This is a genomic window from Deinococcus aquiradiocola, assembly GCF_014646915.1.
In the GTDB taxonomy this organism is placed as follows: Bacteria; Deinococcota; Deinococci; order Deinococcales; family Deinococcaceae; genus Deinococcus; species Deinococcus aquiradiocola.
The window spans coordinates 25766-51266 of sequence record NZ_BMOE01000010.1; the positions used below are offsets into that span (position 1 = coordinate 25766).

Here is a 25501-nt window from a genome sequence, read left to right on the forward strand (position 1 = left end):
TCCGTATGAGAGGCCCTTTAGGAAGCGGGGGGCAGGGGGGGGAGGTCCGGCCCCACCACCCACGGCGTCACGGCGTCCGTCCCCGCCTGCCCGGCCACGTCCCGCACGACGTCCAGCAGGTCCGCCGTCCGGACGGCCCGCCCCGTGAAGCGCGTCACGTACGTCCGCAGCACCTCCCGGAACACCCCGTCCCCCACCGCTCCCCGCAGGGCGTGCAGGGCCAGCGCGCCGCGCAGGTAACTGCTCGTGTCGAAGAGCTGCGGCGCGCTCCGCGCCACGAGGCCCCGCGCGGGCGCGTTGCGGAGCGAACTGTACCAGCGGGCAGGCAGCGCGCCCGGATCTTCGCCCTGCGCCTCGAGATAGAGTTGCTCAGCGTACGTCGCGAAGCCCTCGTTCAGCCACACGTCCGACCAGTCCGCCAGCCGCACGCTGTCCCCGAACCACTGGTGCGCCATCTCGTGCGCCGCGACCCGCTCCCCCTGCGCGCGCGCAGGGAAGGTGCTGAGCGTCGCCGTCTCCAGCGCCGGGATCTGCGGGTCGTTCACGACCGCCACGCCGTACAGCGGGTACGGGAACGGCCCGAACCAGCCGCTCAGGACCTCCAGCATCCGCGCCGGACTTCCGAACGACGACCGCACCGCGTCGTCCACGTCCCGCGGGAACACGTCGCGCACCGTCACGCCCGCGAAGCCCGGCCGGGGCACGACCTGCAGCCGCCCCACGTGCACCGTCATCGCGTACGTGGGAATCTCGAACGGCAGCTCGAACGACGCGCGCGTGCGGCCGCCCGCCGTCACGGGGTCGCCCGGCACGCCCCCCGCCACGCCCACGAACCCTTCCGGCACGTCCAGATGCACGCTGTACGTCGCGCCGTCGGCAGGCACGTCGTTGCACGGGAAGAACGTGTGCGACCCGTCCGGCTCGGACAGCACGTAACTCCCGCCCGCCTGCGTGATCCACCCGAGCCGCAGCCCGTCCGCCGGGTCGAGGTGCAGGGGCGGCGTGCCACGGTACGCGACCGTCACCGTGAAGGTCGCGCCCGCCGGGACGGGACGCGCGGGACGCAGCAGCAGTTTCGTGCCCACCTGCGCGTGCCGGGCGGGCGTGCCGTCTATCTTCGCGCCCGTCACGGTCAGCCCCTCGAAATCCAGGTTCACCTGCGCGAGCTCCCGCAGGGCCGTCACGGTCAGCACGGCGCGCCCGCTCAGCTCGTCCACGCGCGGGTCGGACGTGAGGCTCAGGTCGTAGTGCAGGACATCCAGGCCCGCGTCGCCCAGCTGCGGGTAGATGCGGTCCCCCGCGCCCTCCGGCAGGGTGAACCCGGCCGGGACCGTGACAGGCGCGGCCTGCCCCTGCGCCCGCACCATGCCCGGCAGGCACAGCAGCACCGCCGCGAGCGGCGCGCGCCACCCCCGTCCCCTCCAGGCCGCCGGACGCACCCGGACCTCAGATCGGGTAGTACGTGCGCGCTTCACCGCGCAGGAAGTCACGGGTCGGCACCCAGATGAGCGGGTTGCGTTCCTCCACCTCCGGCGGCGGGCCGTACCGCACGAGGCTCAGCACGTCCGCGAACGGCACCCACTTCGTGCCGACCACTTCCGGGTCGGTGGGGTTCAGTTCACCCCGGAAGTTCGCGGTGAAGCGCCCGAAGTTCGCGTAGCACTCGTTCTTGGTGCCGGTCAGCATCTCGCCTTCCAGCAGCGACACGAAGTTCAGGTCCGTCACGATCAGGCCCGTCTCCAGCCGCACCTGCCGGACCGCCGCGTCCGCGAGGCTCTCGCCCGCGCCCGCCTTGCCGCCCGGCAGGCCGTAGAAGATGCTGCCGTCATCCATCCGTTCGGCCACCAGCAGCAGCATGCCGTCTTGAACGAGGTACACGTGGGCCGCCCGCTTGATGGGCAGGGTACGAGACAGGTGGGTCATTGCCGAACAGTGTAGTGCAGGACGCGCCCACGTGGACGCACACGACCCCTTCATCCCGGCCTCCTGCGGGTCCGGTCCGGGTGACAGGCGGGCAGGTCCGGCCGCACGGGCGGCGCGGCCCCCGGACGCCAGCCGGGTCATCCGGTGCTGAGGAGACGGAAGGGATGTGGGCGGTGTTCCCGGCGGCTCTGGAATCGGAACAACACCGTACGTTCTGGTCCTCGCGGCCGGGCAGCGGCTTCGCGTTCCGCCCGGCTGATACGGTTTTGAGCTGAACTTGTAGAGTTCAGCCGAGCGAAGCGAGTGCCAACAAGTACGGTTTTGAGGAGATGGAAGCGGGCAGGCGTCCTGCAGGGCGTCCGTTCTGCCCAAGAAGGGATGTCGGTGCTGCTTCCGGCATCCCTGGAATCGGATAAAAACCGGATGACATCCTGAAGTCGCGCTCAGAACCGGATCAGGTGCGCTGCAGTTCCCGCCGCACGGCGGGCAGTGGGATGTCCGCCCGGACCTGCCAGCGTTCCTCCCCGTCCGGTTTCACGAACAGGCTGACCGACTCCACCGGCATGGGGGTCGTCAGGAACGCCGCGAAGTCCCGCGACAGCCGCTGCCCGAGCGCCTCGCGTTCCTGCGCGCTGCCCAGGCAGGGGTCCACCAGGGTGTAGTGCGGTTCGAAGGTGTCCAGGCCGCGCGGCGTGCGCAGCAGCGCCAGCCGTTGCCGCTGCCACCCGGCCGGGTACAGGGCGGGGTCTCGGCGCAGGCGCACCTCGAACGGCGAGTCCGTCACGAACGGCGCGAGCCGGGCGAGCAGCAGCGTGTGCAGCACCAGCAGGTGCGGGGACGGCCCGAACATCAGGCCGATGCCCGTCCCGGACCGGTACTCCATGCGGCCCGCGTGCAGGCTCACGTCCGCCGCCGGGGACAGGCACGCGGCGGCGGCCCGCACTTCCGCCTCGATGGCGGGCAGGGACGCCGCCGCGCACCAGAAGCCCTCCACCAGCGTCAGGTGAAAGCCGTACGGTCCGGCCAGCGCCTGCCATTCGGGCCGCACGTCCGCCGGGAGTGGCCGCACCTGCCGGGCGCGCACGTCGTAGCCGAGCACCTCGCTGCCCAGCCGGTACAGGGCGCTGTCGGCGGGCGGGCAGACGTACACGGCGAAACGCGTTCCCTCGGCGGTCAGGCGGGAGGCAGTCATGCGGGCAGTGTAGGAAGCGCGCGTCAGGCCATCATCACCCGCACGTTGCCCCCATCCCGCGCCCGCCCGTCTGACGCCGGGTCAGCGGCGGTTGGTCAGCGGCGGTTCTCGGGCAGCAGCGCCGCCGCCCTGCGGTACGGCAGGTACTTCGGCACCCAGTACCGGCGGCGCACGAAGGCCATCAGCTGCTCGTCCGTCATGACGCGCACGCGCCGCTCGGCGGCCACGCCTTCCGTGATCGCCTGCCGCGCCACCCGTACCGCGATCTGGATGCTCACCTCGCGCAGGTCCTGGATGTGCGGGTACACGCGGCCGCCCGACACGTCGGTGTGGTCCGCCAGCGTGCGCGCGGCCTCCATCACCATGCCGTCCGTGATCTCGCGCGCCCGGCTGATGATCGCCCCGAACCCCAGGCCCGGGAAGATGAAGACGTTGTTGCCCTGCCCGACCGGCACGACCGCGTCGATCCCGTCGTGCGTGCGGTGCGGCACGTCCGCGAAAGGACTGCCGGACGCCACGATGGCCTGCCCGCCCGTCCAGCGCACGATCTCTTCCGGCAGCGCTTCCACGTTGCTGGTCGGGTTGCTGAGCGGGAAGATCACGGGACGCGCCGTGTTCGCCGCGACCGCCTCGATCACCGCCTGCGAGAACAGCCCGCTCACGCCGGACAGGCCCAGCAGCGCGGTCGCGCGGGCGTTCCGGACGGTGTCCTGCAGGTTCGGGACGCTGCCCTCGAAGGTCCAGTCCGCGAGTTCCGACGCGGGCCGCGCGAAGCTCCGCTGGTGATCCTCCAGTTCCGGCTGCCCCTGTACCAGCAGCCCCTGACGGTCCACGACGTACACGCGCCGCGCCGCGTCCTGCAGGCTGAGGCCCGCGCCGATCAGGCCCTGCCGGATCGCGCCCGCCACGCCGATCCCGCCCGCGCCCGCACCGACCACCACGAACACCTGATCCTCGAAGCGTTCGCCCTTCATGCGCGCGGCACTCAGCAGGCCCGCGAGCGCCATGGCGCCCGTGCCCTGAATGTCGTCGTTGAAGCTCGGCACGACGCGCCGGTAGCGTTCCAGCACCCGGAACGCCGCGCCCTTCGCGAAGTCCTCCCACTGGATGATCGCCTTCGGGTACCGCGCCTGCACGCCCTCCACGAACCGGTCGAGGAACTCGTCGTACGCCTCGCCCGTCAGGCGCGTGTGGTGCACGCCCAGGTACAGCGGGTCGTCCAGCAGGTCCTGCCGGTTCGTGCCGACGTCCAGCTCCACCGGCAGGGTCTTGTCCGGCCCGACCCCGCCCGCCGCCGTGTACAGGCTGAGCTTGCCGATGCTGATCGCCATGCCGCCGAACCCCTGATCCCCGATGCCCAGGATTGCGCTGGAATCCGTCGCCACGATCATGCGCACGTCGTCCAGCGGCAGGTTGTCGAGCGACTCGTCCAGCGTTTCGAGGTCGCCCGTGCTGACCACCAGGCCGCGCGGGTAACGGTACAGGTCACTGAACGCCTTGACGGCCTCACCCACCGTCGGCGTGTACAGGATGGGAAGCATCTCCTCCAGGTGATCTTCCAGCATCGCGTAGAACAGCACCTCGTTGCGGTCCTGCAGCGAACGCAGGTACACGTGCCGCTCCAGGTCGCTCGACTGCTGCAGGTAGCGGCGGTACGTGCGTTCCTTCTGCTCCTCCAGGGTGCTCTGGTGGGGCGGCACGAGGCCCTGGAGGCCCAGCAGCTTGCGTTCCTCGGCACTGAAGCCGGTGGATTTGTTCAGCAGCGGGATGTGCAGCAGCGAGAAGCCCGTGACGTTGACCTCGAGGTACCGCCGGTCGTGTTCGTCGCGCTTCACATCGTAGTAACGGGAGACCCTGGCCATAGCCGGTCAAGTGTAGAGCATGGGAGCGGGCGCACATTTTTGTGCATTGTGTTCAGTGCTGGTGAAGGCCGGGCGTCTTCCGGTGTCGCTCCGATGACAGGGACGCCGGGGCATGTACCGGCGTCCCTTCCTGGACACATCGGCGCCCGTGACTGGTCCAGCTCCGCAGGAGACTGGCACAGCTCCGCAGGAGGGGACACCTGCCCGCTTTCGTCTCCTCCAGACTGGACGTGTGGGCGCGCGGCCGGGTGGCGGCTCCGCATTCCGCCCGGTCCGGGATCAGTTGAAGAAGCCGAGGCGGCCGTCGTCCGATACGGGCAGCCCCAGGTGGTCGTAGGCGTGCGCGGTGGCGACCCGGCCGCGCGGCGTGCGCTTGATGAAGCCCAGCTGGATCAGGTACGGCTCGTACACGTCCTCCAGCGTCAAGGCGTCCTCGCTGATGGCGGTCGCCAGGGTGTCCACGCCGACCGGGCCGCCCGCGAAGCGGTGAATGAGCGTCTCGAGGTACTTCTTGTCGCGGTCGTCGAGGCCCGCCGTGTCCAGCCCGAGCTTGTCGAGTGCGGTGTGTGCGCGCTCCATCCCGATCAGCGTCTCGCCCGCCACGTCCGCGTAGTCACGCACGCGGCGCAGCAGGCGCTTGGCGATGCGCATGGTGCCGCGCGAGCGCCCGCCGATCTCCAGCGCCGCGTCCGGGTCGAGCCCGAAACCCAGCAGGCGCGCGTCGCGCAGGAGGTTCTGCGCGATCTCCTCGGGCGTGTAGTACTCCAGGTGCTCGATGATCCCGAAGCGGCTGCGCATGGGGGCCGTGATCAGGCCGGGGCGGGTGGTGGCGCCCACCAGCGTGAAGCGCGGCAGCGGCAGTTCGATGGTGCGGGCCGCCGGTCCCTGACCCAGCACGATGTCGAGCTTGAAGTCCTCCATGGCGGGGTACAGGTGCTCCTCGGCCACGCGGCCCAGGCGGTGGATCTCGTCGATGAACAGCACGTCGCCCTCCTCCAGGCTGTTGGTGAGGATGGCGGCGAGGTCGCCGGGCTTCTCGATGGCGGGGCCGCTCGTCACGCGGACGTTCACGCCGAGTTCGTGCGCGATGATGTGTGCCAGCGTGGTCTTGCCGAGGCCGGGAGGTCCGAAGAGCAGGGTGTGGTCGAGCGCCTCCTTGCGGCCGCGCGCGGCCTGCAGGTACACGCCGAGCTTCTCCTTGAGCCGCACCTGACCGACGTATTCGGCCAGGGTCTTGGGGCGCAGTGCGGTGTCGGGGTGGGCGGACTCGGGCGCTGACATGACCCTATTTTATGCTATTTGCGAAAAAATGGGAAGCGCTCTGATGCCAGGAGCACTCCCGGCCTGCCGCGCCCCGGCTTCAGTCGCGCAGCAGCCTCGGCAGGTCCGCCGCGAGGTCTCCGCCCGTCACGGCCGCGTTGTCGTACACCCGCACGAACCGCCCGTCGCGGTCCACGAGCGCCACGCCGTCCCCGTGAATCAGGGTGCCGGGCTTCTCGCCCGGCGCGGCGTACACGTACAGCGCCTGCTCCGCCACGCGCACGTCGTCCATCCCGCGCCCCTCGCGGCCCGTGAACCCCTGGAACGCCGGACTGAACGCGTTCAGGTACCGCCTCAGCACGGCGGGCCGGTCGAACGCCGGGTCCACGCTCACCATCTGCACCTGCAGCTTCGCCTGCTGCGCGGGCGTCAGCGCGTCCCACGCGCGCGCCAGGACGCCCAGCGTGATGGGGCACACGTCCGGGCACTTCGTGTACCCGAAGAACACCAGCCGCAGCCGCCCGCCCGAATCGCGCAGGTCCGCCACGCGCCCGTCATCCCGCAGGAGCGGCACCGAACCGACAGGATGCGGGGTATCGAGCGCCGTGCCGTGCAGCGCCGCCGGAGCGTAGGAGCGGTACGCCAGCACGCCGCCCATCACGGCAGCGAGCGCCAGCAGCAGGGCCGTCAGGGCTTTCATGCCTCCAGTGTAGGAGGTGCGGGCCGGGCCGCGTGTCCCAGCGCCGCGCCACCCGCCATCCGCTCCCCCGGTCCTGGCGGGACTGGCGGGCCGCGCGCCCACCGCGCACAATGGGGGAGATGAGCACCCCGAACGACGCTGCCCTGTCCTGGCGGGACCTGGAATCCCGGACCGGGCTCGACGCCCTCCCCGCCTTCCACCGCGCGTTCCTGACGTGGCGCGGCGTGCCGGACGTGCAGGCCATGCCGCTGCGGCGCGTGTCGCAGCGCGTTGAGGCCGAACTGAACCGCATGGCGCAGGCCGGTGAGGCGACCCGCGAACCCGGCGAGGATCAGGACGACTGGCACGTGAACGCGGAGACGCTCGCGCCGTTCCTGGCGGGCCAGGGTCTCACCTGACCGGATGTGGTGACGGGCATGTGCACCGCCGTCGCCGGACCCTCACTCACGCGCCGCACCTGCCGCAGACCCGGCGCCTGACGCCCTGCACCTCCCCGACACGCGGCGTCTCCTGACGCGGCGCGCCTGCCGAGGTTCCGGTCAGGGCACCGTGTGGCATTTCTTTTGGCTGCAGTCCGGACAGCATGCTCCTCCCGGTCATTCCTGACTGCCGGAGAGCATGCTGGTGTTCTCTGGTGTTCCTGCGTGTATACTGTCTGTTCTCTCTGTGGATGTCATGGAATTGTGGGCCTTCGTATCCTTCGGTTCTTTCCGTGTCCGGATGCTTTGCACTGAGGGGAAACGAAAGGAGTTGAGGCTGGAATTCAGTGTGTCGGTGCGACTCTGCGCCTCATGTTCACATCTTTTCCAGGTCGTGAATTCACTTGCAGCTGTGGTGACTGTGGACCACTTCTTACAGATTTCATCCAAGAACCGCCAGTCCTTAAAGGGAGCCTCGTTATTGACAAACGCACATATCGCGCGAACAATACAAGTCATACCTTTCAGGAGGGAACATTATGGCTTACCGCAAACTCAGTGAACAGGTCACGTACCTGACCAATCCCCAACGCAGCGATACCTTCGTCAAACTCTTCCGCAACGCCGTCCGCGAGGGCCACTTCGAAGGCGCGTACATGCCCGAACGCTTCCAGCTGCCCAAAACGTTCAACCGGCGCGGCGGCGGCGAAAGCTACAGCCGCGAAGTCAAGGAAATGCTCTTCGAACTGACGCCCGCCTTCGAAGCGTGGTTCGACACCATCAACCGCGAACTCGCCGCCAGCCGGAAGGGCGGACGCATCAAGCCCAGCGTCGAGGCCATCGAAGCCGGACTGGTGGACTTCAAGACCATGGCCGCCCAGACCCGCGAGAAGATGCAGGCCAGCTTCAAGAAAGGCCAGTCGCTCGGCACGTCCCGCGCCCGCACCAAAGCAGGCGGCAAGACCGGCAGCAAACCCGCCAAAAAGTAAGACGGACGCACACGCCACCAGAGAAGGCCGCCCCAGGATGCACCGGGACGGCCACTCTTCATTCCTCTGCTCGGTGCCCTGAGACCTGCGGGGGTCTTCAGCTGCGCGCGGCGAGTTCCAGGCGTTCCATGAGGCGCAGGAACGCCTCGGCCGTCACGCGCACGTCGCCCAGACTGCGGTGCCGTCCGCCTTCCTCGAAGGTCAGGCCCAGCCGGGCCGCGACCGCGTCCAGCTTGTGACCCTTCTCGCGCGGGAAGGCGCGGCGCGACAGCTGCACCGTGCACAGCTCCCGCACGGGCCGCCACAGCAGCCCGTGCCGCGCGGCGCCCGCCCGCACGAACCCGCTGTCGAAGGCGACGTTGTGCGCCACGACCGGCGCGCTCCCCACGAACTCCAGGAAGGCGGGCAGCACCTCCGGCAGGGTCGGGGCGTCCATCACCATGCGGTCGCTGATGCCGTGCACCTTCTGCGTGTACCACGGGATGGACATGGTCTGCCCGGCCGCGTCCTGCGGTTTCACCAGCGTCTGGAAGACCTCCTGTGCCTGCACCGCACCGTTCCGCACGCGCATCGCGCCGATCTCCACGATGGCGTCACGGTCCGGGCTGAGGCCCGTGGTTTCCAGGTCAAACACGACATATTCGGCGGTGCGTTCCACCCACGCACCTTACCGCACCGGGCCGCCCGCGCGCCGCGCCTCACGTCACACGGTCAGCGCGGGCGGTGGCCCGGCGGTTCATAATCGGGGGATGCGCGCCCATCCGCTGCTCGTGCCGCTCCTGCTTGCCGGGGGCCTGCTGCCTGCACTGCTGTCTGCCGCCGCGCCCGGCCTGAACCGCGCGGGCGGCAGCGCTCGCCTCACGGCGCTCGGCACGGACGGGCAGGGGAGACCCGTGCTCGCCTGGACCGAAAGTGTCGCCGGGCAGGGCCAGACGGTGTTCGTGCGCAGGCTGGAGGGCGGCGCGTGGGCGAGTGTCGGCGGTCCGCTGAACGAGGACGTACGGCACAACGCCACGCAGCTGAGCCTGACGGTCGGGCCGGACGGCACGCCCAGCGTCGGCTGGGCCGAGGATTCCGGCACGGCGCACGTAGACTCGTACCTCGTGAGCCGCCTGACGGACGCGGGCTGGCGCGCCCCCGGACTGTTCGCGGTGCGGCGCAACCTGTCGGACGCGGGTCGCTCGCGGGCCTTCACGCCCGGCCCGGACGGTACGCCCATCATCGCGTGGACGAACATCTACTACCCGGGCGCGGAGGGGAGCGTGGTGCAGCTCCTGACGTGGAACGGCGAGGGCTTCACGAGCAGCGAGCCTGCCAACCGCAGCCTGCGCCGCACCGCGTTCTTTCCGAGCGTGGCGCGCCGCGCGGACGGCGACGTGCTCGTCGCGTGGCTGGAAGGCACGGTCGCCGAGTCGGACGTGTACGTGTCGGTGCGGCGGGGCGGCGCGTGGCTCCCGCTGGGTGGGCCGCTCAACGTGCGCCCGCACACGTACACGTTCGCGCCGCAGCTGAGGCTCGCGCCGGACGGGCAGCCGGTCGTGGCGTGGCAGGAGGACCGTTCCGGCGTGGACACCCTGTTCGTGAAACGCTGGACGGGGCGTGGCTGGCAGGCGCTCGGCGGGCCGCTCAACCACGACCCGCGCCGCCTGGCGGAACGCGCGTCGCTCGCGCTGGACGCGGACGGTCAGCCGGTCGTCGCGTGGTCCGAGGAGACGGCAGATCACCGGCACGCCGTGTACGCGCGCCGCTGGCAGCCGGACGCGGCCCGCCCTGCGGGAGACGGGCAGACGGGCCGCTGGGTGCTGCTCGGCACGCCCGCCGTGCACGCCGGAGCGCTCAGCGCGGGCGGGGACGCCCAGGGCGCGTCCGTGACCGTGGCGGGCGACGGGTCCGTGTACGTGGCATGGTGCGAGGACGACCTGCAGGGCGGCGGGGCGCAGGTGCGCGTCACGCGACTCCCCGGCCGCTGAGCCGGAGTCCGGGTCTCCAGGCCCTCAGGGTCTGCGCCAGCTGCTCGTCACGAAGTACACCGCGCCGCACAGCACGCCCGCCAGCAGCAGGAACTTCAGCAGGCCCGCCAGGACCGACGCCGCAGCCACCACGAACGCGCCCAGGCCGCCCAGCACCTGCCCCAGCAGCCACACGGCCGCCAGCGCCAGGATCGCCAGGAGCACCACACCCAGCAGGGCCACGAGTAACCGCGTCATGAACGCCAGCGTAGCATGCCCGCCCACCCGGCCCGGGAAGCTCCGCCCGGCCCGCCACGGCAACGACAGGGGCGGCCCGGACCACTGTCCGGACCGCCCGATGACCGCGCCCGACCCGGCCGTCTCAGGGGACGGGCGGGCCGGACGGGCAGATCACATGTTCGCGATGAGCGCGTCGCCGAAGGCGGTCGTGCCGACCTGGGTGGGGTTGTCCATCAGGCGCGCGAAGTCGTACGTGACGACCTTCTGGCCGATGGTCTTGCCGATGCTGGCGATGATCAGGTCGGCGGCCTCGGTCCAGCCGAGGTGACGCAGCAGCATCTCGCCGGACAGGATCACGCTGCTGGGGTTGATGACGTCCTTGCCCGCGTACTTGGGCGCGGTGCCGTGCGTCGCCTCGAAGATGGCGTGGCCCGTCACGTAGTTGATGTTCGCGCCGGGCGCGATGCCGATGCCGCCCACCTGCGCGGCCAGCGCGTCGCTGATGTAGTCGCCGTTGAGGTTCAGGGTGGCGATCACGTCGTACTCGGCGGGACGCAGGATGATCTGCTGCAGGAACGCGTCGGCGATCACGTCCTTGATGACGATGCCGCCGGGCAGCTGCAGCCAGGGCCCGCCGTCGATCTCGACGCCGCCGAACTCGCGTTTGGCGAGGTCGTAGCCCCAGTCGCGGAAGCCGCCTTCCGTGAACTTCATGATGTTGCCCTTGTGGACCAGCGTGACGCTCTTGCGGCCGTTGTCGAGGGCGTACTGGATGGCGGCGCGCACGAGGCGTTCGGTGCCCTCACGCGACACGGGCTTCACGCCGAAGCTGCTGCTGTCCGGGAAGCGGATCTTGGTGACGCCCATCTCGTTCACCAGGAAGTCACGCATCTTCTGCGCGCCCTCGGTGCCGGCCATGTACTCGATGCCGGCGTAGATGTCCTCGGTGTTCTCGCGGAAGATGGTCATGTCGACCTGCTCGGGGTTCTTGACGGGGCTGGGCACGCCGGGGAAGTACTGCACGGGGCGCACGCAGGCGTACAGGTCGAGTTCCTGGCGGAGCGCGACGTTGATGCTGCGGATGCCGCCGCCGACCGGGGTGGTCAGCGGGCCCTTGATGCCGACGAGGTACTCGTCGAAGGCGTCGAGGGTGCCTTGCGGCAGCCACTCGTTCTCGCCGTACACCTGGGTGGCCTTCTCGCCCGCGTAGACCTCCATCCAGGAGATCTTGCGCTGCCCGCCGTAGGCCTTCTCGACGGCGGCGTCCAGCACCCGCACCGACGCCTTCCAGATGTCGGGGCCGGTCCCGTCGCCTTCCACGAAGGGAACGATGGGGTTGTTGGGAACGTTCAGCACGTCGCCCTGCATGGTGATCTTCTCGCCCTGGGGTACTTTGATGTGGTTGTCCATAGCAGGGTCACTTTAGCGTACAGGGCACGCAATTTCGGTGCACCGCGTGCAGCGCCGGGGTGTTACCGGGTGCGGCACGCCCCGTTGCGTCTTGACCGCTTCTTCATGTGCCCCTGGCACGTGAAGGTGGGCTGAGATTGTCCACATGCGTCTTCCGGCGGGGCTTGGCATGCTGGGGCTACCCGTTGGGAATTCATCACTGGAGGCAACACATGAGCGAAGACAAAGCCGGAAACCTGCTGGACGCCGCCAAGGCCAAGATCAACGAGGGTGCCGACCGCCTGCGTGCCGCCGGGCACGAGGTCGCCAGTCACGTCGGGAACAACCCCGCCGAGAACGCCGCCGACAAGGCCAAGGCCCTGGAAGACCGCGCGAAGGCCGAGGCGCACAACGCCGAGGCGGACCACCACGCCAACGAAGCCAAGAAGGACTGAGGTTCTTCCCCGACATGAGCGCCCTTCGGGGCGCTTTTTTTGGTTCCGGGGCCTGTCAGGTGGGCTGTTCGCTTCGTGCATGCAACAGTTGTGAGGTACTTTACTGTTTGGTACGTGAAATAGTTTCATGCTTGCAACCGTGAAGGAGGCCACCACGCACCCACCCGCCCCAGCGACAGACCCGCCCCAGCCGCCCGGCCAGCGCCTCGGCCAGCAGATGAAACGCCTGCACCGCTACGTCTCCGGACAGGTCATGAAAGCCATGCAGGAACAGCTGCAGGGAGACGACCTGACGTTCAGCCAGATGACGGCCCTGCACCAGCTGCGCGCCCACTCGCCCGTCAGCGTCGGCCGTCTCGCCGAACTCACCGGCCTGAGCCTCCCCGCCGCCAGCCATCTCACGGACCGGATCGTGCAGCGCGGGTACGCCGAACGCCGCGAGAACCCCGAAGACCGCCGCGCCAAACTCCTCGCCCTCACCGCCGACGGCGAAGCGGTCCTGAACGGCATGGACCGCCGCTTCAACGAGACGTACCAGATGGTCTTCGGCCGCGTCAGCGCCGAAATCATCGAGGCCGCCGCCGATAACATCGAGGCCGTCCTGCAGGAACTGTACGCGCAGGACCTGCAGGCAGGCGTCACCATGCCCGGCTGCGCCGCCGACCCCGCCGCCCCACGCACCACCCCCCTCCCGGAGGACACCGCATGACCCAGACCCAGCAGGCCCCCGAGGGCCGCATCAACTACGCCGACGTGCTGGACTTCCCGACCAAACGCCTGATCCTGATCGGGACGCTGCTCGGCCTGTTCCTCAGCGCCCTCGACCAGACCATCGTGTCCACCGCCCTGCCGCGCATCACGCAGGAACTCAACGGCCTGTCCCTGTACTCCTGGGTCACGACCGCGTACCTGCTCGCCAGCACTGCCATGGTGCCCATCTACGGCAAGCTCTCCGACATCTACGGCCGCAAGCCCGTCCTGCTGTTCGGCATCGTGGTGTTCCTGCTCGGCAGCGCCCTGTGCGGCATGTCCGGCGAAGCGTTCCTGCACAACCTCTTCGGCAGCGGCATGATGCAGCTCGTCGTGTTCCGCGGCATTCAGGGCTTCGGCGCGGCCGCCCTCACCAGCGTCGCCTTCGCGATCATCGCGGACATCTTCGCGCCCGCCGAGCGCGGCAAGTACCAGGGCCTCTTCGGTGCCGTGTTCGGCCTGAGCAGCGTCATCGGACCGCTCCTGGGCGGCTTCCTGACCGACAACGTCTCCTGGCGCTGGGTGTTCTACGTGAACCTCCCCATCGGCCTCGTCGCGCTGGCGTTCATCTTCAGCAAGATGCCGCGCCTCGCCAGCGGCCTGAAACCCAAGATCGACTACCTCGGCGCGCTCCTCATCGTCGTGTTCAGCGTCCCGCTGCTCCTCGCGCTCACCTTCGGCGCGGACGGCACGTACGCCTGGACGAGCACCGTCGTGCTGGGCCTCTTCGCGCTGAGCGCCGTCGCGCTGGGCCTCTTCCTGTTCGAGGAATCCCGCCACGAGAGCCCCATCCTGCCGCTCACCCTCTTCAAGAACCCCACCTTCGCCTGGGGCGTCCTCGCGCGCTTCTTCATCGGCGCGGCCTTCCTCGGCGCGATCCTGTTCCTCAGCCTGTACCTCGTGAACGTGCAGGGCGTGTCCGCCACCAAGGCCGGCACCGCCACCATCCCCCTCACGCTCGGCCTGATCGCGGGCGCCATCGGCAGCGGCCAGCTCGCCTCCCGCCTCGGCTACTACAAGAACATGATCCTGATCGGCCTGTGCCTGATGATGGGCGGCTTCGGGCTGCTCAGCACCCTCAACGCCGACACCCCGTACTTCCAGGTGGTGCTGTACATGGTGCTGCTCGGCCTGGGCCTCGGCCCCGCCCTGCCGCTCTACAACCTCGCCATCCAGAACGCCGTGAAACCCTGGGAGATCGGCGTCGCCACCAGCAGCGGCCAGTTCTTCCAGCAGTTCGGCAGCGTCATCGGGACGGCCGTGTTCGGCGCGATCCTCACCTCGATGCTCCCCACCCAGATCAGCAAGCAGCTCGCGCCCGTCAAGGCCGACGCGCCCCCCGCCATCCGCGCGCAGCTCGACAAGATGGGCAGCGCCGGCAAGAGCAGCGGCGGCAGCAGCCAGGCGACCTTCGACGTGGCCGCCGCCAAGACCAAGGCCGACGTGCAGATCAAGCAGGGCTTCGACGGCCTCCTCGCGGGCGTGACGGGCGCCATCAACACAGGCAACGTCGCCGCCGTGAAAGCCGTCGCCACGAACCCGCAGGTGCCCGCCCAGCTCGCCGCGCAGCTGAACGCCATCCCCGCACAGGCCATCGCCACGCCCCAGGGCCGGACGGCCGTCATCGCCGGACTGCAGAAGGGCCTGAGCGCCGCGCAGGACCAGGCGGTCACGCAGACCAACACCACCCTCGACAAGGTCGGCCGCGCCATCAAGGTCGCGTTCGCCACCACCGTCAGCCGCATCTACCTCGTGAGCATCCTCGTGGCGTTCCTGGCGCTGCTCGCCTCGCTCCCCATGCCGAACCTCCGCCTCCCCCGCAAGGGCGAAGGCACCGGCACCGAGGGCGAACGCCCCGGCCTCGCCGCCATGGAGATGTAATACGGTTTTGAGCTGAACTCCTGGAGTTCAGCCGAGCGAAGCGAGCACCAACAAGTCCGGTGTTGAGGAGATGAAAGCGGGCAGGCGTCCTGTATGGCGTCCGTTCTGCCCAAGAAGGGATGTCGGCGCCGTTTCCGGCATCCCTGGAATCGGATCAACACCGGACAAGCATCACACACGGACGCCGCGCGCGGTATGCCGGACAGGAAGGAGGGCGCCCACCGGTTCGGGGGCGCCCTCCTTCCTGTGCCGCTGTCGTCTGTCAGCGCACGCGCAGGTCACTGTCCAGCAGCATCAGCACGCCGCTCTCCGGCCACAGGCCCGCCGTGAGGGTCAGGCCCGCCGCTTCCCGCCCGGCCTCCTGCACGAACTCCGGCAGCGGCCCGCGCGCCTTCGGGGTGGCCGTCCACGTGGGCGCGCCGTACGGCAGGCCGCTCAGCTCGCAGGCGCGCCGGATGCCGGTGTGCAGGTCGCCCAGCTCGTCCACCAGGCCGTGCTGCAGGGCGTCCTGCCCACTCCAGATGCGGCCGCGCCCCAGTTCGTTCACGCGCTCCTGCGTCAGTCCGCGCCCCTGCGCGACCCGCGCCGTGAAGCGGTCGTACACTTCCTCGATGCTGCGCTCCATCAGTTCCCGCTGCGAGGCACTGAAGGGCCGCGACGGGCTGTAGATCAGGCCCGCGTCGTGCCGCGTCACGGCCTCCGGGTTGAGGCCCTGACGGCGGTTGAATTCCTCCAGCACCGGCTTGCCGCTCACCACGCCGATGCTGCCCGTGATGGTGTACGGGCTCGCCACGACGTGCCGCGCGCCCGCCAGCACGTAGTACCCGCCGGACGCGGCCACGCCGCCCATGACGGCCACGACCGGCTTGCCGAGCCCCTCCAGCACGCTCACCTCCCGCCAGATCAGGTCCGACGCGAGTGCCGAACCGCCGCCCGAATCCACGTACAGCACGACCGCTTTCGTCTGCTCGTCCTGCCCGGCGCGTTTCAGGGCCGCGACCACCGTGTCGGACCCGGCCGTCACTCCGCCGAAGATCGGGAGGGGGTTGCGCTGCGAGCGGCCCGTCATGATGGTCCCCACCACCGGCACGACCGCCACCCGCCCCGCCCTGCGGCCCGCGCGTCCGGCGGGCTTCAGCAGGTCCAGCACGGCACCCATGGGCCGCGTGGCCGGGCCGACCAGTTCGTCCTCGTACGCCACGCGGTCGATCAGGCCCGCCTGCAGCGCCGCGGTGGCCGAGCTGACCGGGTGATCCAGCCACCCGCGCACCGCGTCCACGCTCAGGCCGCGCGCGGCCGCGAGGTCCTCCGCCCAGCTGCCCTCCATGCTGTCCAGCAGCCGCGTGAGCTGCTCGCGGTTGTGCGGGTCCATCTGGTCGTCACTGAAGCGCGTCAGGGCCGACTTGTACTCCCGGATGCGCAGGTTCTCGAACGTCACCCCGTGCCGTTTCAGGAAGGCGCCCAGGTACGTGACCTCCATGCCCAGCCCCAGCACGTTCACCTCTGCCGACTCGGGCGAGACGATCTCGCCCGCGCCGCTCGCGGCGAGCAGGTTCGGCATCCCGAGACTGCTCACGAACGCGACGGTGCGCTTGTGCTCCGACAGGCGCGCCAGTGCGTCCCGGATGGCGCGTGACGTGGCGAGCCCCGCGCTGTACGCCCCGAAGCGCACCAGCACCCCGTGCAGCCACTCGGCCCGCTCCAGCCGCTCCAGCCGGGCCGTGAGGCCCTCCAGCGTCTCCTGGCGGTTCAGCAGCGCCGCGAGCGGATTGCCGGGATTCAGGGCCGGGTAATCCCCGGCGAGGTCCAGCACCACCCACGTCGGACGGCTCACGCCCTGCGGCAGCGCGTCCCCGGACTTCTTCAGGAAGGGCAGGTTCATGCCGCTCAATGTACAGGTCCGGCATGAGGCGCGCCGTCACGCCTGCCGCCCACGCAACCTTCATGCAGCATCCCCGCCGGGCCGGACAGCGCGCCGTGCAGCGGCCGCAGAAAGGGCGGGCCGTTCCGTGGGGAATCGGCCCGCCCTTTCTGCTGTGGTGTCAGTTCAGGGTCTTGATGTACGCGTACACGTTCGCCACGTCGGCGTCGCTGACCTGCGCGGCACTGAACTGCGGCATGGGGGCCTTGAGGGCGCCCGCCGGGGACTGACCGCTGCGCAGCGCCGTCAGGAACTGCTCCGAGGTCCAGCTCTTGGGGCCGTCCGCCGCGTGCAGGTTCGGCCCGATGCCACCCTCGCCGTTCGCGCCGTGGCAGCCGCCGCAGCTCGCGGACGCGAACACGGCCTTGCCCTTGGTGGCGTCGCCGCCCGCCGTGGCGCCCGCCGCCTGCGTGCCGCCCTGGGCGGCTGCCGCCTGCGTGCCCTTCTGCGCGGCGTTCGGGCCGGACGCGGTCAGCGAACCGTCCGCGGCGTTGCTGGACTTCGTGCCGGACAGGTCCGTGTTGCCGGGCGTGCCCGCCTGGTTGCCGGTCCCGGTGTTGGCGGCCCCGCCGCTCATGCTGCTCTGGTCCGCGCTGCTGCCCTGCGCGGTCGTGCTGCCGGGCGCGGTGGACGTGCCGTCGGCGGGCGCGGCGGCGGTGTTCATGCTGGAGGTGCTGGCGCTGCCGCCCTCGCTGGTGGTGCCGGCCGTGGTGCTGGCCGTCGCGGCGGGTTTCTCTTCCTCGTGGGTGGCCAGTCGGTAGCCCAGAATGCTGCCGCCCAGCGTCAGGGCGAGCAGCAGCGTCATGGACACGGCAAACGTGTTCTTCATGGGATTCAGCCTAACACAGCCGCCCAGGGGCGTTTGTCGTGCAGGCAGCCGCCCCTGCACGTGACGTTCATGCTCGCCCGGCCCACCCGCAGGGGATGGACGCCACTCTCCCCGCCGGACCGTTCCCTCAGTCCGGCCGGGCTGCAGGTGCGGCGGGCGCGTCGAGGTCCAGCAGGCGGTACAGGCCCTCCAGGCACCACTGGCGGTACTGCGCGAGGTCCGGGTCCGGGTCGCTCAGGAACCGGACGCTCAGGCCGTCCACCAGCGCCCGCAGCTGCCACGCGCGCCCCACCGGGCCGCCCGACGTGAGCCGCACGAGTTCCACGTCCATGCGGTGCGTCTCCTCGGCGTACGCGCGCTGCAGCGTCATCAGCGAGGGGTCGCGCGTGCTGGCCGCCAGGAAGTCCAGGTACACGGTGTAGAAGCGCCGCGTGCTCTCCACCGTGTAGAACTGGTTCTCGGCGTACGCGCGCAGCCGGTCGTGCGGGGTCGGCGCGAGCCGCAGGGCGCGGCGCGTGGCGGCCGTGATGGTCCGCACGAAGCGGCGCATCACGGCCGCCAGCAGGCCTTCCTTCGTGCCGAAGTGGTACACCAGCGTGCCCTTGCTGACGCCCGCATGCGCCGCGATGCGGTCCAGCGTCACGCCCGCGTACCCCTGCTCGAAGATCGCGAGGTACGCCGCGCGTTCCAGCGCCGTCCGCCGCTGCCGTTCCTGAATGGGATTCACGCGCCGCGCCACGCCGCGCAGTGTAGAGCATGGCCCGCCCCCGCCCCCCGCGCCTGCCTGATCCGGCCGGACGATGCCGCCGGGCAGGAGGGCACGCAACAGGGGAGGGGACCCGGACTCCCCGGACCCCCTCCCCTGAACCGCCCCGCGCGCTGCCGGGCGGACCTGCTCGGTCGTTACTTGCCTGCAGGCGCGGCGTCGGCGGGGGCCGCGTTCGTGGGTGCGGGCGCGACCGTCACCACTTCCGGCATCGTCACGATCTTCAGCTTGGCGACCTGCGCGTCCACGTACTTCTGTGCCGCCTCGCCCGCCAGCTGGTCACGGATCTTCGCGGACACGTCCGCGAGCGGCTGCACGCCCGCCGGGGTGCGGCTGCTGACCACCAGCACGTGCCAGCCGAACTCGGTCTGCACGACCTGCGGGGTGTTCAGCGGGCCGGTGAAAGCCGCCTTGTCGAAGGCGGGGACCGTTTCGCCCATCCCGAGGCAGCCGAGGTCGCCGCCCTGCCCGGCGCTGCCGGGGTCCTTGCTGCTCGCCTTGGCGAGATCCGCGAAGGCCGCGCCGCCCGCGAGCTTCTTCACGATGTCCTGCGCTTCCGGCTGCGTGGCGACCAGGATGTGCTTCGCGCACGCCTGCGCGTCCTGCGCGAAGCTCGACTTGTTCAGCTGGTAGTAGCTCGCGACGAGCGCGTCACCGAACTTGAACTTCGCCTTGATGCTGTTCAGGTACGCGTTGTACACCGCGCCGTCTTCCAGCGTCGCGCGGAAGGTGTCGGCGTCCGCGTACCCGCTGGCGTTCAGGGCGTCCTTGAATTCCGCGTCCGTCGCGAAGTCCGACTTGGCGTCCGCGAAGTTCTTGTCGATCTCGGCGGCGTCGGCCTTGAAGCCCGCCGTGCGCGCCAGCTGCAGGATCGCCTGCTGCCGCGCGAACTGCTGCAGCAGCTGCGGGCGGTACTGGTTGAAGTTCACGAGCAGGTCGTCCGTGAGCGGCACGCCCTGCGCGTTCACGCTGCGGCCCGCCAGCTGACGGAAGTACGCGTCGAACTGCCCGAGCGTGATGGTGTTCCCCCCGACCGTGGCGACCGGCGTGGCCGGATCGGCCGGTGCCGGGGTGGCCGCTGCGGGCGTGGCCGTGGCGGGCGCGCTCTGCGCCGGGACCGCCGGGGTGGTGGGGGTGGCCGGGGCGGTCTGAGCGAAGGCTGCGCTGCCCGCAACCAGGGCCAGGGTCAGGAAAAATGTTCTCACGCCGCTCAATGTACCGTACCCGGCGTGCGGAGAATGAGTACAACTGACGCGCTGCGGCGCGCCCGCCGCCCCGGTGCGTGCGCTATCATCCGGCCCGTGTCCGCTGCCCGCCCGCCCAGTTCCGCGCCCCTGCGCCTCCTCGCCACCCAGGACGCCCGCCGTTACGACGACGTGGTGCGCTCCATGCCGGTCACCAGCGCCCTGCAGGGCTGGGGGTACGGCGAGGCCCGCCGGGTGCTGGGGCAGACGCCGCTGCGGTACCTGATCCTGCAGGGCGACGACGTGGTGGGCGCGGTGCAGCTCATCCGCAAGCGGCTCCTGCCGGGCTTCACCACGCTGTACGCGCCGCGCGGCCCGGCCCTCGCGTCCCTGGACCTGTTGCCCGCCTTCGCGCAGGCCGTCCGGAGCGCCGCGCGGCCCAGCGACGCCTTCCTGAAGATCGAACCGCCCGTCCCCATGAGCGCCGAACACATCCCGGACCGCTACGGCCCGTGGCGCCGCACCGAGTCCGAACAGCCGGAGCACACCATCGTGAGCGACCTGTCGCAGCCGGAAGATCTGCTGTTCTCGGGCCTGCACAGCATGGCGCGCCGCAACGTGCGCGCCGCGCAGAAGTTCGGCGTGACGGTCGCGCGCGACCCGAACTTCGACGACTTCTGGGAGATCTTCAGCGCCACCAACGAACGCGCGAAGCTCGGCGCGTTCCCTCGCGCATACTACGAGACCATGCTGAAGGAAGGCAACGCGCACGGCGGCGAAGCGTACGTGGTGCTCGCCCGGCACGAGGGCAGGGCGCTCGCGGGCGGGTTCTTCGTGACGATGGGGCAGGGCACGTACTACCTGTTCGGAGGCAGCGTCAGGGACGACCGGCCCACCGAGACGGGCGAGGCCCGCAAGGACGTGAAGGCCCCCACCGCCTTCTACTGGGGCGCGATGCTGGACGCCAAAGCGCACGGGTACACCCTCTTCGACTTCTGGGGCATTCCGCGCACCATCAGCGAGGACAAGCACAGCATCGGCCTCGTCCGCATGAAGGAGAGCTTCGGCGGCGACAAGGTCTGGTACCCGGCGTACGAACTGCCGCTCAGCCCGCTCGCGCCCGCCGTGGCCCGCGCGCTGCGCTGGCGCAAGACGCAGAACAACCTCCGCAAGCGCGGCAGCGCCGACGATGTCCTGTGACGCGCGGCCCCGGCGGAGCGTGAGCGCGTGAGCGCCGCGCACGACACGCCGCTTGCCCTGATCGGCTACCCGCCCGAAACGGCCCGCGCGCTGCGCGAACTGGGCCTCACCGCGCTGTCCGTCCCGACCGAACCGCTCGCGGACGTGCTCGCCGCCTGCGCCGCGCTCGGCGCTCCGGGCGCCCTCGTCGCGGCCGCGCAGCAGGGCAGCGTCCTGAGTGCCGCGCACCCCGACACGGCCGCCACCCGCGCCGGAAGTGCCGACGCGCTCTCCTTCGCCGGAGGGCAGCACGGCCAGCCGAGCCGCGCGAACGCCACGCACACCCTGCCCGACGCGCTCCTCGACGCGCTGGAAGACAGCGGCTACCCGGTGCGCGGCGCGAACGCCCTGATCGTCGGGCAGGCGGGCGACCTGGGGGCCGGGATGGCCCTCACGCGCCTGGGCCTGGGCAGCCTCACGCTGGCCGCCGCGTCAAGGCCCGAAGCCGAAGCGCTCGCCCGCGACCTGCCCGCCGGTTTCCGCGCGCAGTTCACGGCCCGCAACGACCCGGCCCTCGTCACGCTCGCCGAACGCGCCGACCTGATCGTCCTGACGGCCGGGACGCTCCCGCCCGGCGTGCTGCAGCCCTTCCACGCGCTGCTCGACCTGACGGGCCGCGCCGGGGGTGCCGCCACGCGCGCCGGAGCGTCCCTCGTGCCGCTCGCCCGCCTGCCGGACCTGCGCCTCGCGCGCCGCCTGTCGCACGCGACCGGACAGCGCTTCGCGCCGGACGCCCTGACTGCACTTGCCCGCCTGCTCCCCTGACCTTTCCCGCCCGGAGAGGAATCCGGCTCAGAGCGGCGCGTGCGGAGAGGGGTGTCTGCTCAGAGGGGGGTCTGGGCTTCGAGGTTCAGCACGGCCTGCGCGGTGATCTCGTCCACGATCAGGCGGCGCATCAGACCGCCGCGCAGGGCCGCGCGCAGGGCCGCGACCTTGCCGAGGCCGCTCACCACGCACAGCGATTCCGGGGCGCGCTGCACGAGGCGCAGGTCCGGGCCGCTCGCGCGGGCGTTCAGGGACAGGCCCTCGTGGCTGCCGTCCTCGCGGTAGAAGACGGTCGCGATGTCGCCCACGGCGCCCTCGGCGGCCAGGGCGTTCAGGTCGGCGGGTGCGAGGTACCCGGCGCTGTACACGTGGCTGGGCGTCTGCGCGGTGTGGCTGCCGACGGAGTACACGAGGATGTCGGCGCGCGCCTGCAGGTCGAGGACGTGCCGGACGCTGCGCTCGCGCCACATGGCCTGCTTGGTGGCGGGGTCGTCGAAGAAGGTCGGGACGGGAAAGAGCTGCGCGTGGGCGGAGTAGTTGCGGGCGAAGCGCAGGATGCTGTCGGTCACGAAGCCGCTCACGAAGTCGGCGGCGTTGGCGGAGCCGTTCAGCTGCACGAAGGTCAGGTCCGGCACGGTGCGCGGCACGAGCGCGTGACTGACGGCGTTCAGGGTGTTGCCCCACGCGAGGCCCACCAGCATGCCCGGCTGCAGCAGGTTGCTCAGGAGGCTGGCGGCGGCGGTGGCGGTGCGTTCCAGCCAGACGTCCTCGCCGCTGCCGAGCGGCACGCTGACCACTTGGGCGCGCAGGAAGGGGTAGATGGCCTGCAGGCGCGCTTCGAGGCCCTGTGCCTGCCCTTCGGGGTCGTGGATGCGGATCTCGACGAGGCCGCTGCGCCGCGCGTACGACAGCAGCCTGGACACCTTGGGGCGCGACAGGCCGAGTTCGGTGGCGATGGCGTCGGTGGTGAGGCCCTGCTCGTAGTACAGGCGGGCCACTTTTACGGCCTGGAGGCCCTGGTCTTCGGTCATCGGCGTTCAGGATACAGCCCGGCGTCAGGATGAGTGCCTTCGCAGCATTCTCTCATGTTGCTGGGCGCGGGGGATTCGCGTGTGACGCGGCTTTCACCGAAAGTTGGGCGAGCGTTCACACCACAAACATGAACGCCTGTTCAAAGCTGCTTGACAATTGTTCATGCAGGTGGAACAGTAGCTTCATCAACAATCCACAGCGCCCTGCCCCACACCGGGAGACAGGCATCCAGGAGGCTTCATGAAATTCAGCGCCATGCAGGAATTCGCCGCCGAACTGCTCGGCACGATGGTCCTCATCCTCTTCGGATGCGGCGTCGTGGCGATGGTGGTTCTCTTCGCCAGCAAGGACCCCGTCATTCCGGGACAGATCGTGAACGGCGGGTACACCAACATCACGCTCGGCTGGGGCTTCGCCGTGCTGATGGGCATCTTCATGTCCGGCGCCATCAGCGGCGCGCACCTCAACCCGGCCGTCACCATCGCCCTTGCCGCGACCGGCCGCCACCCCTGGGCCAAGGTCCCGCACTACATCGCTGCGCAGTTCATCGGCGCGTTCCTCGGGGCCGCCATCGTGTTCGCGGTGTACCACGCCAAATGGCTCGGCTTCGACCCGGCCCTCGACCACACCACCGGCATCTTCAGCACCTTCCCGGCCGTGCCCGGCTTCTGGCCCGGCTTCATCGACCAGGTGGTGGGCACCGCCCTCCTGATGGGCCTGATCCTCGCCATCGGCGACAAGCTCGCCAACCCCGCCGGGGCCGCGTGGGGCGCGCTCGCCGTGGCCTTCGTCGTCATGGCCATCGGCATCAGCTTCGGCGGCATGCACGGCTACGCCATCAACCCCGCCCGTGACCTCGGCCCGCGCCTCTTCGCGGTCATCGCCGGCTTCAAGAACAACGGCCTCACCGACGGCAGCGGCGTGTGGCTCGTCCCGGTCATCGGTCCCATCGTGGGCGCCCTCGTGGGGGCCTTCATCTACGACTTCGTGATCGGCCGCACCCTCCAGAAGGCCCACCTGTCCGCCGTGGGCGAGCAGGGCGTCGACCCGGCCTTCAACCTCGAACAGCAGCGCTGAACCCCCTCGCGCCCCGCCCTCACGGGCCGGGGCGTGCCGAACGTCCCCACCCTCACGCCCCTCACCGGACCGACGCGTCCACCCACAGGAGTCACCATGACCAACGCCGACCAGTTCATCCTCGCGCTCGACCAGGGCACCACCAGCAGCCGCGCCATCGTGTTCGACCACGCGGGCAGCATCCGCAGCATGGCGCAGAAGGAGTTCCGGCAGATCTTCCCGCGCCCCGGCTGGGTCGAGCACGACGCGAACGAGATCTGGAGCACCCAGAGCGGCGTGATGCAGGAAGCCCTGAGCGGCGCGGGCATCCGCGCGAGCGACATCGCCGCCATCGGCATCACCAACCAGCGCGAGACGACCGTCGTGTGGGACCGCAAGACCGGCCAGCCCATCCACAACGCCATCGTGTGGCAGGACCGCCGCACCGCCGGGTACTGCGACGAACTGCGCGCCAGCGGCAAGGCCGAGATCTTCCAGCGCAAGACCGGACTGGTGCTCGACGCGTACTTCTCCGGCACCAAGGTCCGCTGGCTGCTCGACAACGTCGAGGGTGCCCGCGCGCGCGCCGAGGCCGGTGAACTCGCCTTCGGCACGGTGGACTCCTGGCTGGTGTACAAGCTGACGGGCGGCGAACTGCACATCACGGACGCCACCAACGCCGCCCGCACCCTGATGTACGACATCCACACCGGCCAGTGGGACGACGAGCTGCTGGAGATCCTCGGCGTGCCGCGCGCCATGCTGCCCGAAGTCCGCAACAGCTCCGAGGTGTACGGTCAGACCTCCGCGGGCCTGCTGGGCGCGCAGGTCAGGATCGCCGGCATCGCGGGCGACCAGCACGCCGCGACCTTCGGTCAGGTGTGCCTGACGCCCGGCATGGCCAAGAACACCTACGGCACCGGGTGCTTCATGCTGCTGAACACCGGCGACGACGCCGTCCCCAGCCAGAACAAGCTCCTGACGACCGTCGCGTGGCAGCTGGACGGCAAGCGCACCTACGCGCTGGAAGGCAGCGTGTTCGTGGCGGGCGCCGTGGTGCAGTGGCTGCGCGACGGGCTCGGCATCATCCGCACGAGCGCCGAGGTGGAGACGCTCGCCGCGACGGTGGACGGCAGTGACGGCGTGTACCTCGTGCCCGCCTTCGTGGGCCTGGGCGCCCCGTACTGGGACAGCTACGCGCGCGGCACCATCGTCGGCATGACGCGCGGCACGACCGCCGCCCACATCGCCCGCGCGGCCCTGGAGAGCATCGCCTTCCAGAGTGCGGAACTGCTGGAAGCCATGCAGCAGGACAGCGGCGCGAAACTTCAGGAACTGCGCGTGGACGGCGGCGGCAGCAACAACAACGCCCTGATGCAGTTCCAGGCGGACATCCTGGGCGTGCCGGTCGTGCGGCCCAAGGTCACGGAAACCACGGCGCTCGGCGCGGCGTACCTCGCGGGCCTCGCGGTGGGCTTCTGGAAGGACGAGGCGGAACTGCAGGGCCAGTGGCAGGTGGACCGCCGCTTCGAGCCGAACATGAGTGGTGAAGAACGCAAGAAGCGCATGGACACCTGGAAGCGCGCCGTGAAGCGCAGCATGGAGTGGGAACAGGACGCCTGAGTCCGGCCGTCCGGTCTGACCGTCGCCGATCTCGCCGACTGTGCATGCCTGCTCCCCGACCGGTGGGCAGGCATGCA

General features: G+C 70.3%; 24 protein-coding genes. 10 read left to right on the forward strand and 14 right to left on the reverse strand.

Annotation, left to right across the window (positions count from 1 at the left end):
- Positions 1–17 precede the first annotated feature (17 nt).
- The 6 genes from IEY33_RS13625 to IEY33_RS13650 form a co-directional block, all read right to left on the reverse strand.
- The gene (locus tag IEY33_RS13625; RefSeq protein WP_229671018.1) at positions 18–1439 is read right to left on the reverse strand and encodes a M1 family metallopeptidase; all 1422 of its coding nucleotides are present in this window, start codon (positions 1437–1439) and stop codon (positions 18–20) included.
- A gap of 7 nt (positions 1440–1446) precedes the next feature.
- Positions 1447–1923, reverse strand: a complete 477-nt coding sequence (locus IEY33_RS13630) for an NUDIX domain-containing protein (protein ID WP_188963837.1) — start codon at positions 1921–1923, stop codon at positions 1447–1449.
- Between the two features lie 454 nt (positions 1924–2377).
- Positions 2378–3115, reverse strand: coding sequence for a DUF1045 domain-containing protein (locus tag IEY33_RS13635; protein WP_188963838.1), 738 nt, complete (start codon positions 3113–3115; stop codon positions 2378–2380).
- Positions 3116–3210: 95 nt separating this feature from the next.
- Positions 3211–4977: an NAD-dependent malic enzyme gene (locus IEY33_RS13640; protein ID WP_188963839.1), complete on the reverse strand. Its 1767-nt coding sequence runs from the start codon at positions 4975–4977 to the stop codon at positions 3211–3213.
- Between the two features lie 279 nt (positions 4978–5256).
- Positions 5257–6258, reverse strand: coding sequence for a Holliday junction branch migration DNA helicase RuvB (gene ruvB, locus IEY33_RS13645; protein ID WP_188963840.1), 1002 nt, complete (start codon positions 6256–6258; stop codon positions 5257–5259).
- 79 nt (positions 6259–6337) lie between these two features.
- Positions 6338–6937 carry an SCO family protein gene (locus tag IEY33_RS13650; protein ID WP_188963841.1) on the reverse strand — a complete coding sequence of 200 codons (600 nt, stop codon included), beginning with the start codon at positions 6935–6937 and terminating at the stop codon, positions 6338–6340.
- Positions 6938–7056: 119 nt separating this feature from the next.
- Here IEY33_RS13650 and IEY33_RS13655 point away from each other — a divergent pair, with 119 nt between their 5' ends.
- Both IEY33_RS13655 and IEY33_RS13660 read left to right on the forward strand, forming a co-directional pair.
- Positions 7057–7335, forward strand: a complete 279-nt coding sequence (locus IEY33_RS13655) for a hypothetical protein (protein WP_188963842.1) — start codon at positions 7057–7059, stop codon at positions 7333–7335.
- 560 nt (positions 7336–7895) lie between these two features.
- Positions 7896–8345, forward strand: a complete 450-nt coding sequence (locus IEY33_RS13660; protein ID WP_188963843.1) for a hypothetical protein — start codon at positions 7896–7898, stop codon at positions 8343–8345.
- A gap of 97 nt (positions 8346–8442) precedes the next feature.
- Here the strand turns inward: IEY33_RS13660 and IEY33_RS13665 are convergent, their stop codons facing one another.
- A complete protein-coding gene (locus tag IEY33_RS13665) occupies positions 8443–8979 on the reverse strand; it encodes a 3'-5' exonuclease (RefSeq protein WP_306415617.1) in 537 nt (178 codons plus the stop codon).
- Between the two features lie 115 nt (positions 8980–9094).
- Between IEY33_RS13665 and IEY33_RS13670 the strand changes: the two genes are divergently transcribed.
- Entirely contained in the window at positions 9095–10315 is a 1221-nt protein-coding gene (locus IEY33_RS13670) for a hypothetical protein (protein ID WP_188963845.1), read from the forward strand.
- Positions 10316–10339: 24 nt separating this feature from the next.
- Here IEY33_RS13670 and IEY33_RS13675 read toward each other — a convergent pair whose 3' ends face one another.
- Together IEY33_RS13675 and icd are read right to left on the reverse strand one after the other, a co-directional pair.
- Positions 10340–10552, reverse strand: coding sequence for a hypothetical protein (locus IEY33_RS13675; RefSeq protein ID WP_188963846.1), 213 nt, complete (start codon positions 10550–10552; stop codon positions 10340–10342).
- Between the two features lie 153 nt (positions 10553–10705).
- Positions 10706–11944, reverse strand: coding sequence for an NADP-dependent isocitrate dehydrogenase (gene icd, locus IEY33_RS13680; RefSeq protein ID WP_188963847.1), 1239 nt, complete (start codon positions 11942–11944; stop codon positions 10706–10708).
- Positions 11945–12156: 212 nt separating this feature from the next.
- Here icd and IEY33_RS13685 point away from each other — a divergent pair, with 212 nt between their 5' ends.
- From IEY33_RS13685 to IEY33_RS13695, 3 genes are all read left to right on the forward strand, one after another.
- On the forward strand, positions 12157–12378 hold the full coding sequence (locus IEY33_RS13685) for a hypothetical protein (protein ID WP_188963848.1): 222 nt from the start codon (positions 12157–12159) through the stop codon (positions 12376–12378).
- Positions 12379–12505: 127 nt separating this feature from the next.
- Positions 12506–13087 carry a MarR family winged helix-turn-helix transcriptional regulator gene (locus tag IEY33_RS13690; RefSeq protein WP_188963849.1) on the forward strand — a complete coding sequence of 194 codons (582 nt, stop codon included), beginning with the start codon at positions 12506–12508 and terminating at the stop codon, positions 13085–13087.
- Positions 13084–15009, forward strand: coding sequence for an MDR family MFS transporter (locus IEY33_RS13695; RefSeq protein ID WP_188963850.1), 1926 nt, complete (start codon positions 13084–13086; stop codon positions 15007–15009). Before IEY33_RS13690 ends, IEY33_RS13695 begins: the two co-directional genes overlap by 4 nt.
- Positions 15010–15271: 262 nt before the next feature.
- Here IEY33_RS13695 and IEY33_RS13700 read toward each other — a convergent pair whose 3' ends face one another.
- The 4 genes from IEY33_RS13700 to IEY33_RS13715 all read right to left on the reverse strand — a co-directional run bounded on the left by IEY33_RS13700 (position 15272) and on the right by IEY33_RS13715 (position 19730).
- A complete protein-coding gene (locus tag IEY33_RS13700; protein ID WP_188963851.1) occupies positions 15272–16891 on the reverse strand; it encodes a S49 family peptidase in 1620 nt (539 codons plus the stop codon).
- A 160-nt stretch (positions 16892–17051) separates the two neighbouring features.
- A complete protein-coding gene (locus IEY33_RS13705; RefSeq protein WP_188963852.1) occupies positions 17052–17759 on the reverse strand; it encodes a cytochrome c in 708 nt (235 codons plus the stop codon).
- A gap of 127 nt (positions 17760–17886) precedes the next feature.
- Positions 17887–18498: a TetR/AcrR family transcriptional regulator gene (locus tag IEY33_RS13710; RefSeq protein WP_188963929.1), complete on the reverse strand. Its 612-nt coding sequence runs from the start codon at positions 18496–18498 to the stop codon at positions 17887–17889.
- 164 nt (positions 18499–18662) lie between these two features.
- Positions 18663–19730 (reverse strand): peptidylprolyl isomerase, encoded by a 1068-nt coding sequence (locus IEY33_RS13715; RefSeq protein WP_188963853.1) that lies wholly within the window; start codon positions 19728–19730, stop codon positions 18663–18665.
- Positions 19731–19913: 183 nt separating this feature from the next.
- Between IEY33_RS13715 and IEY33_RS13720 the strand changes: the two genes are divergently transcribed.
- Positions 19914–20909 (forward strand): lipid II:glycine glycyltransferase FemX, encoded by a 996-nt coding sequence (locus IEY33_RS13720; RefSeq protein WP_229671027.1) that lies wholly within the window; start codon positions 19914–19916, stop codon positions 20907–20909.
- 27 nt (positions 20910–20936) lie between these two features.
- Positions 20937–21713: a shikimate dehydrogenase gene (locus tag IEY33_RS13725; protein WP_188963855.1), complete on the forward strand. Its 777-nt coding sequence runs from the start codon at positions 20937–20939 to the stop codon at positions 21711–21713.
- Between the two features lie 59 nt (positions 21714–21772).
- Here the strand turns inward: IEY33_RS13725 and IEY33_RS13730 are convergent, their stop codons facing one another.
- Entirely contained in the window at positions 21773–22744 is a 972-nt protein-coding gene (locus tag IEY33_RS13730) for a sugar-binding transcriptional regulator (RefSeq protein WP_188963856.1), read from the reverse strand.
- A 241-nt stretch (positions 22745–22985) separates the two neighbouring features.
- On the opposite strand from IEY33_RS13730, the gene IEY33_RS13735 reads away from it, so the two are divergent.
- Both IEY33_RS13735 and glpK read left to right on the forward strand, forming a co-directional pair.
- Positions 22986–23822: an MIP/aquaporin family protein gene (locus tag IEY33_RS13735; RefSeq protein ID WP_188963857.1), complete on the forward strand. Its 837-nt coding sequence runs from the start codon at positions 22986–22988 to the stop codon at positions 23820–23822.
- 96 nt (positions 23823–23918) lie between these two features.
- Positions 23919–25424: a glycerol kinase GlpK gene (gene glpK, locus IEY33_RS13740; protein WP_188963858.1), complete on the forward strand. Its 1506-nt coding sequence runs from the start codon at positions 23919–23921 to the stop codon at positions 25422–25424.
- The last annotated feature ends 77 nt before the right edge of the window (positions 25425–25501 follow it).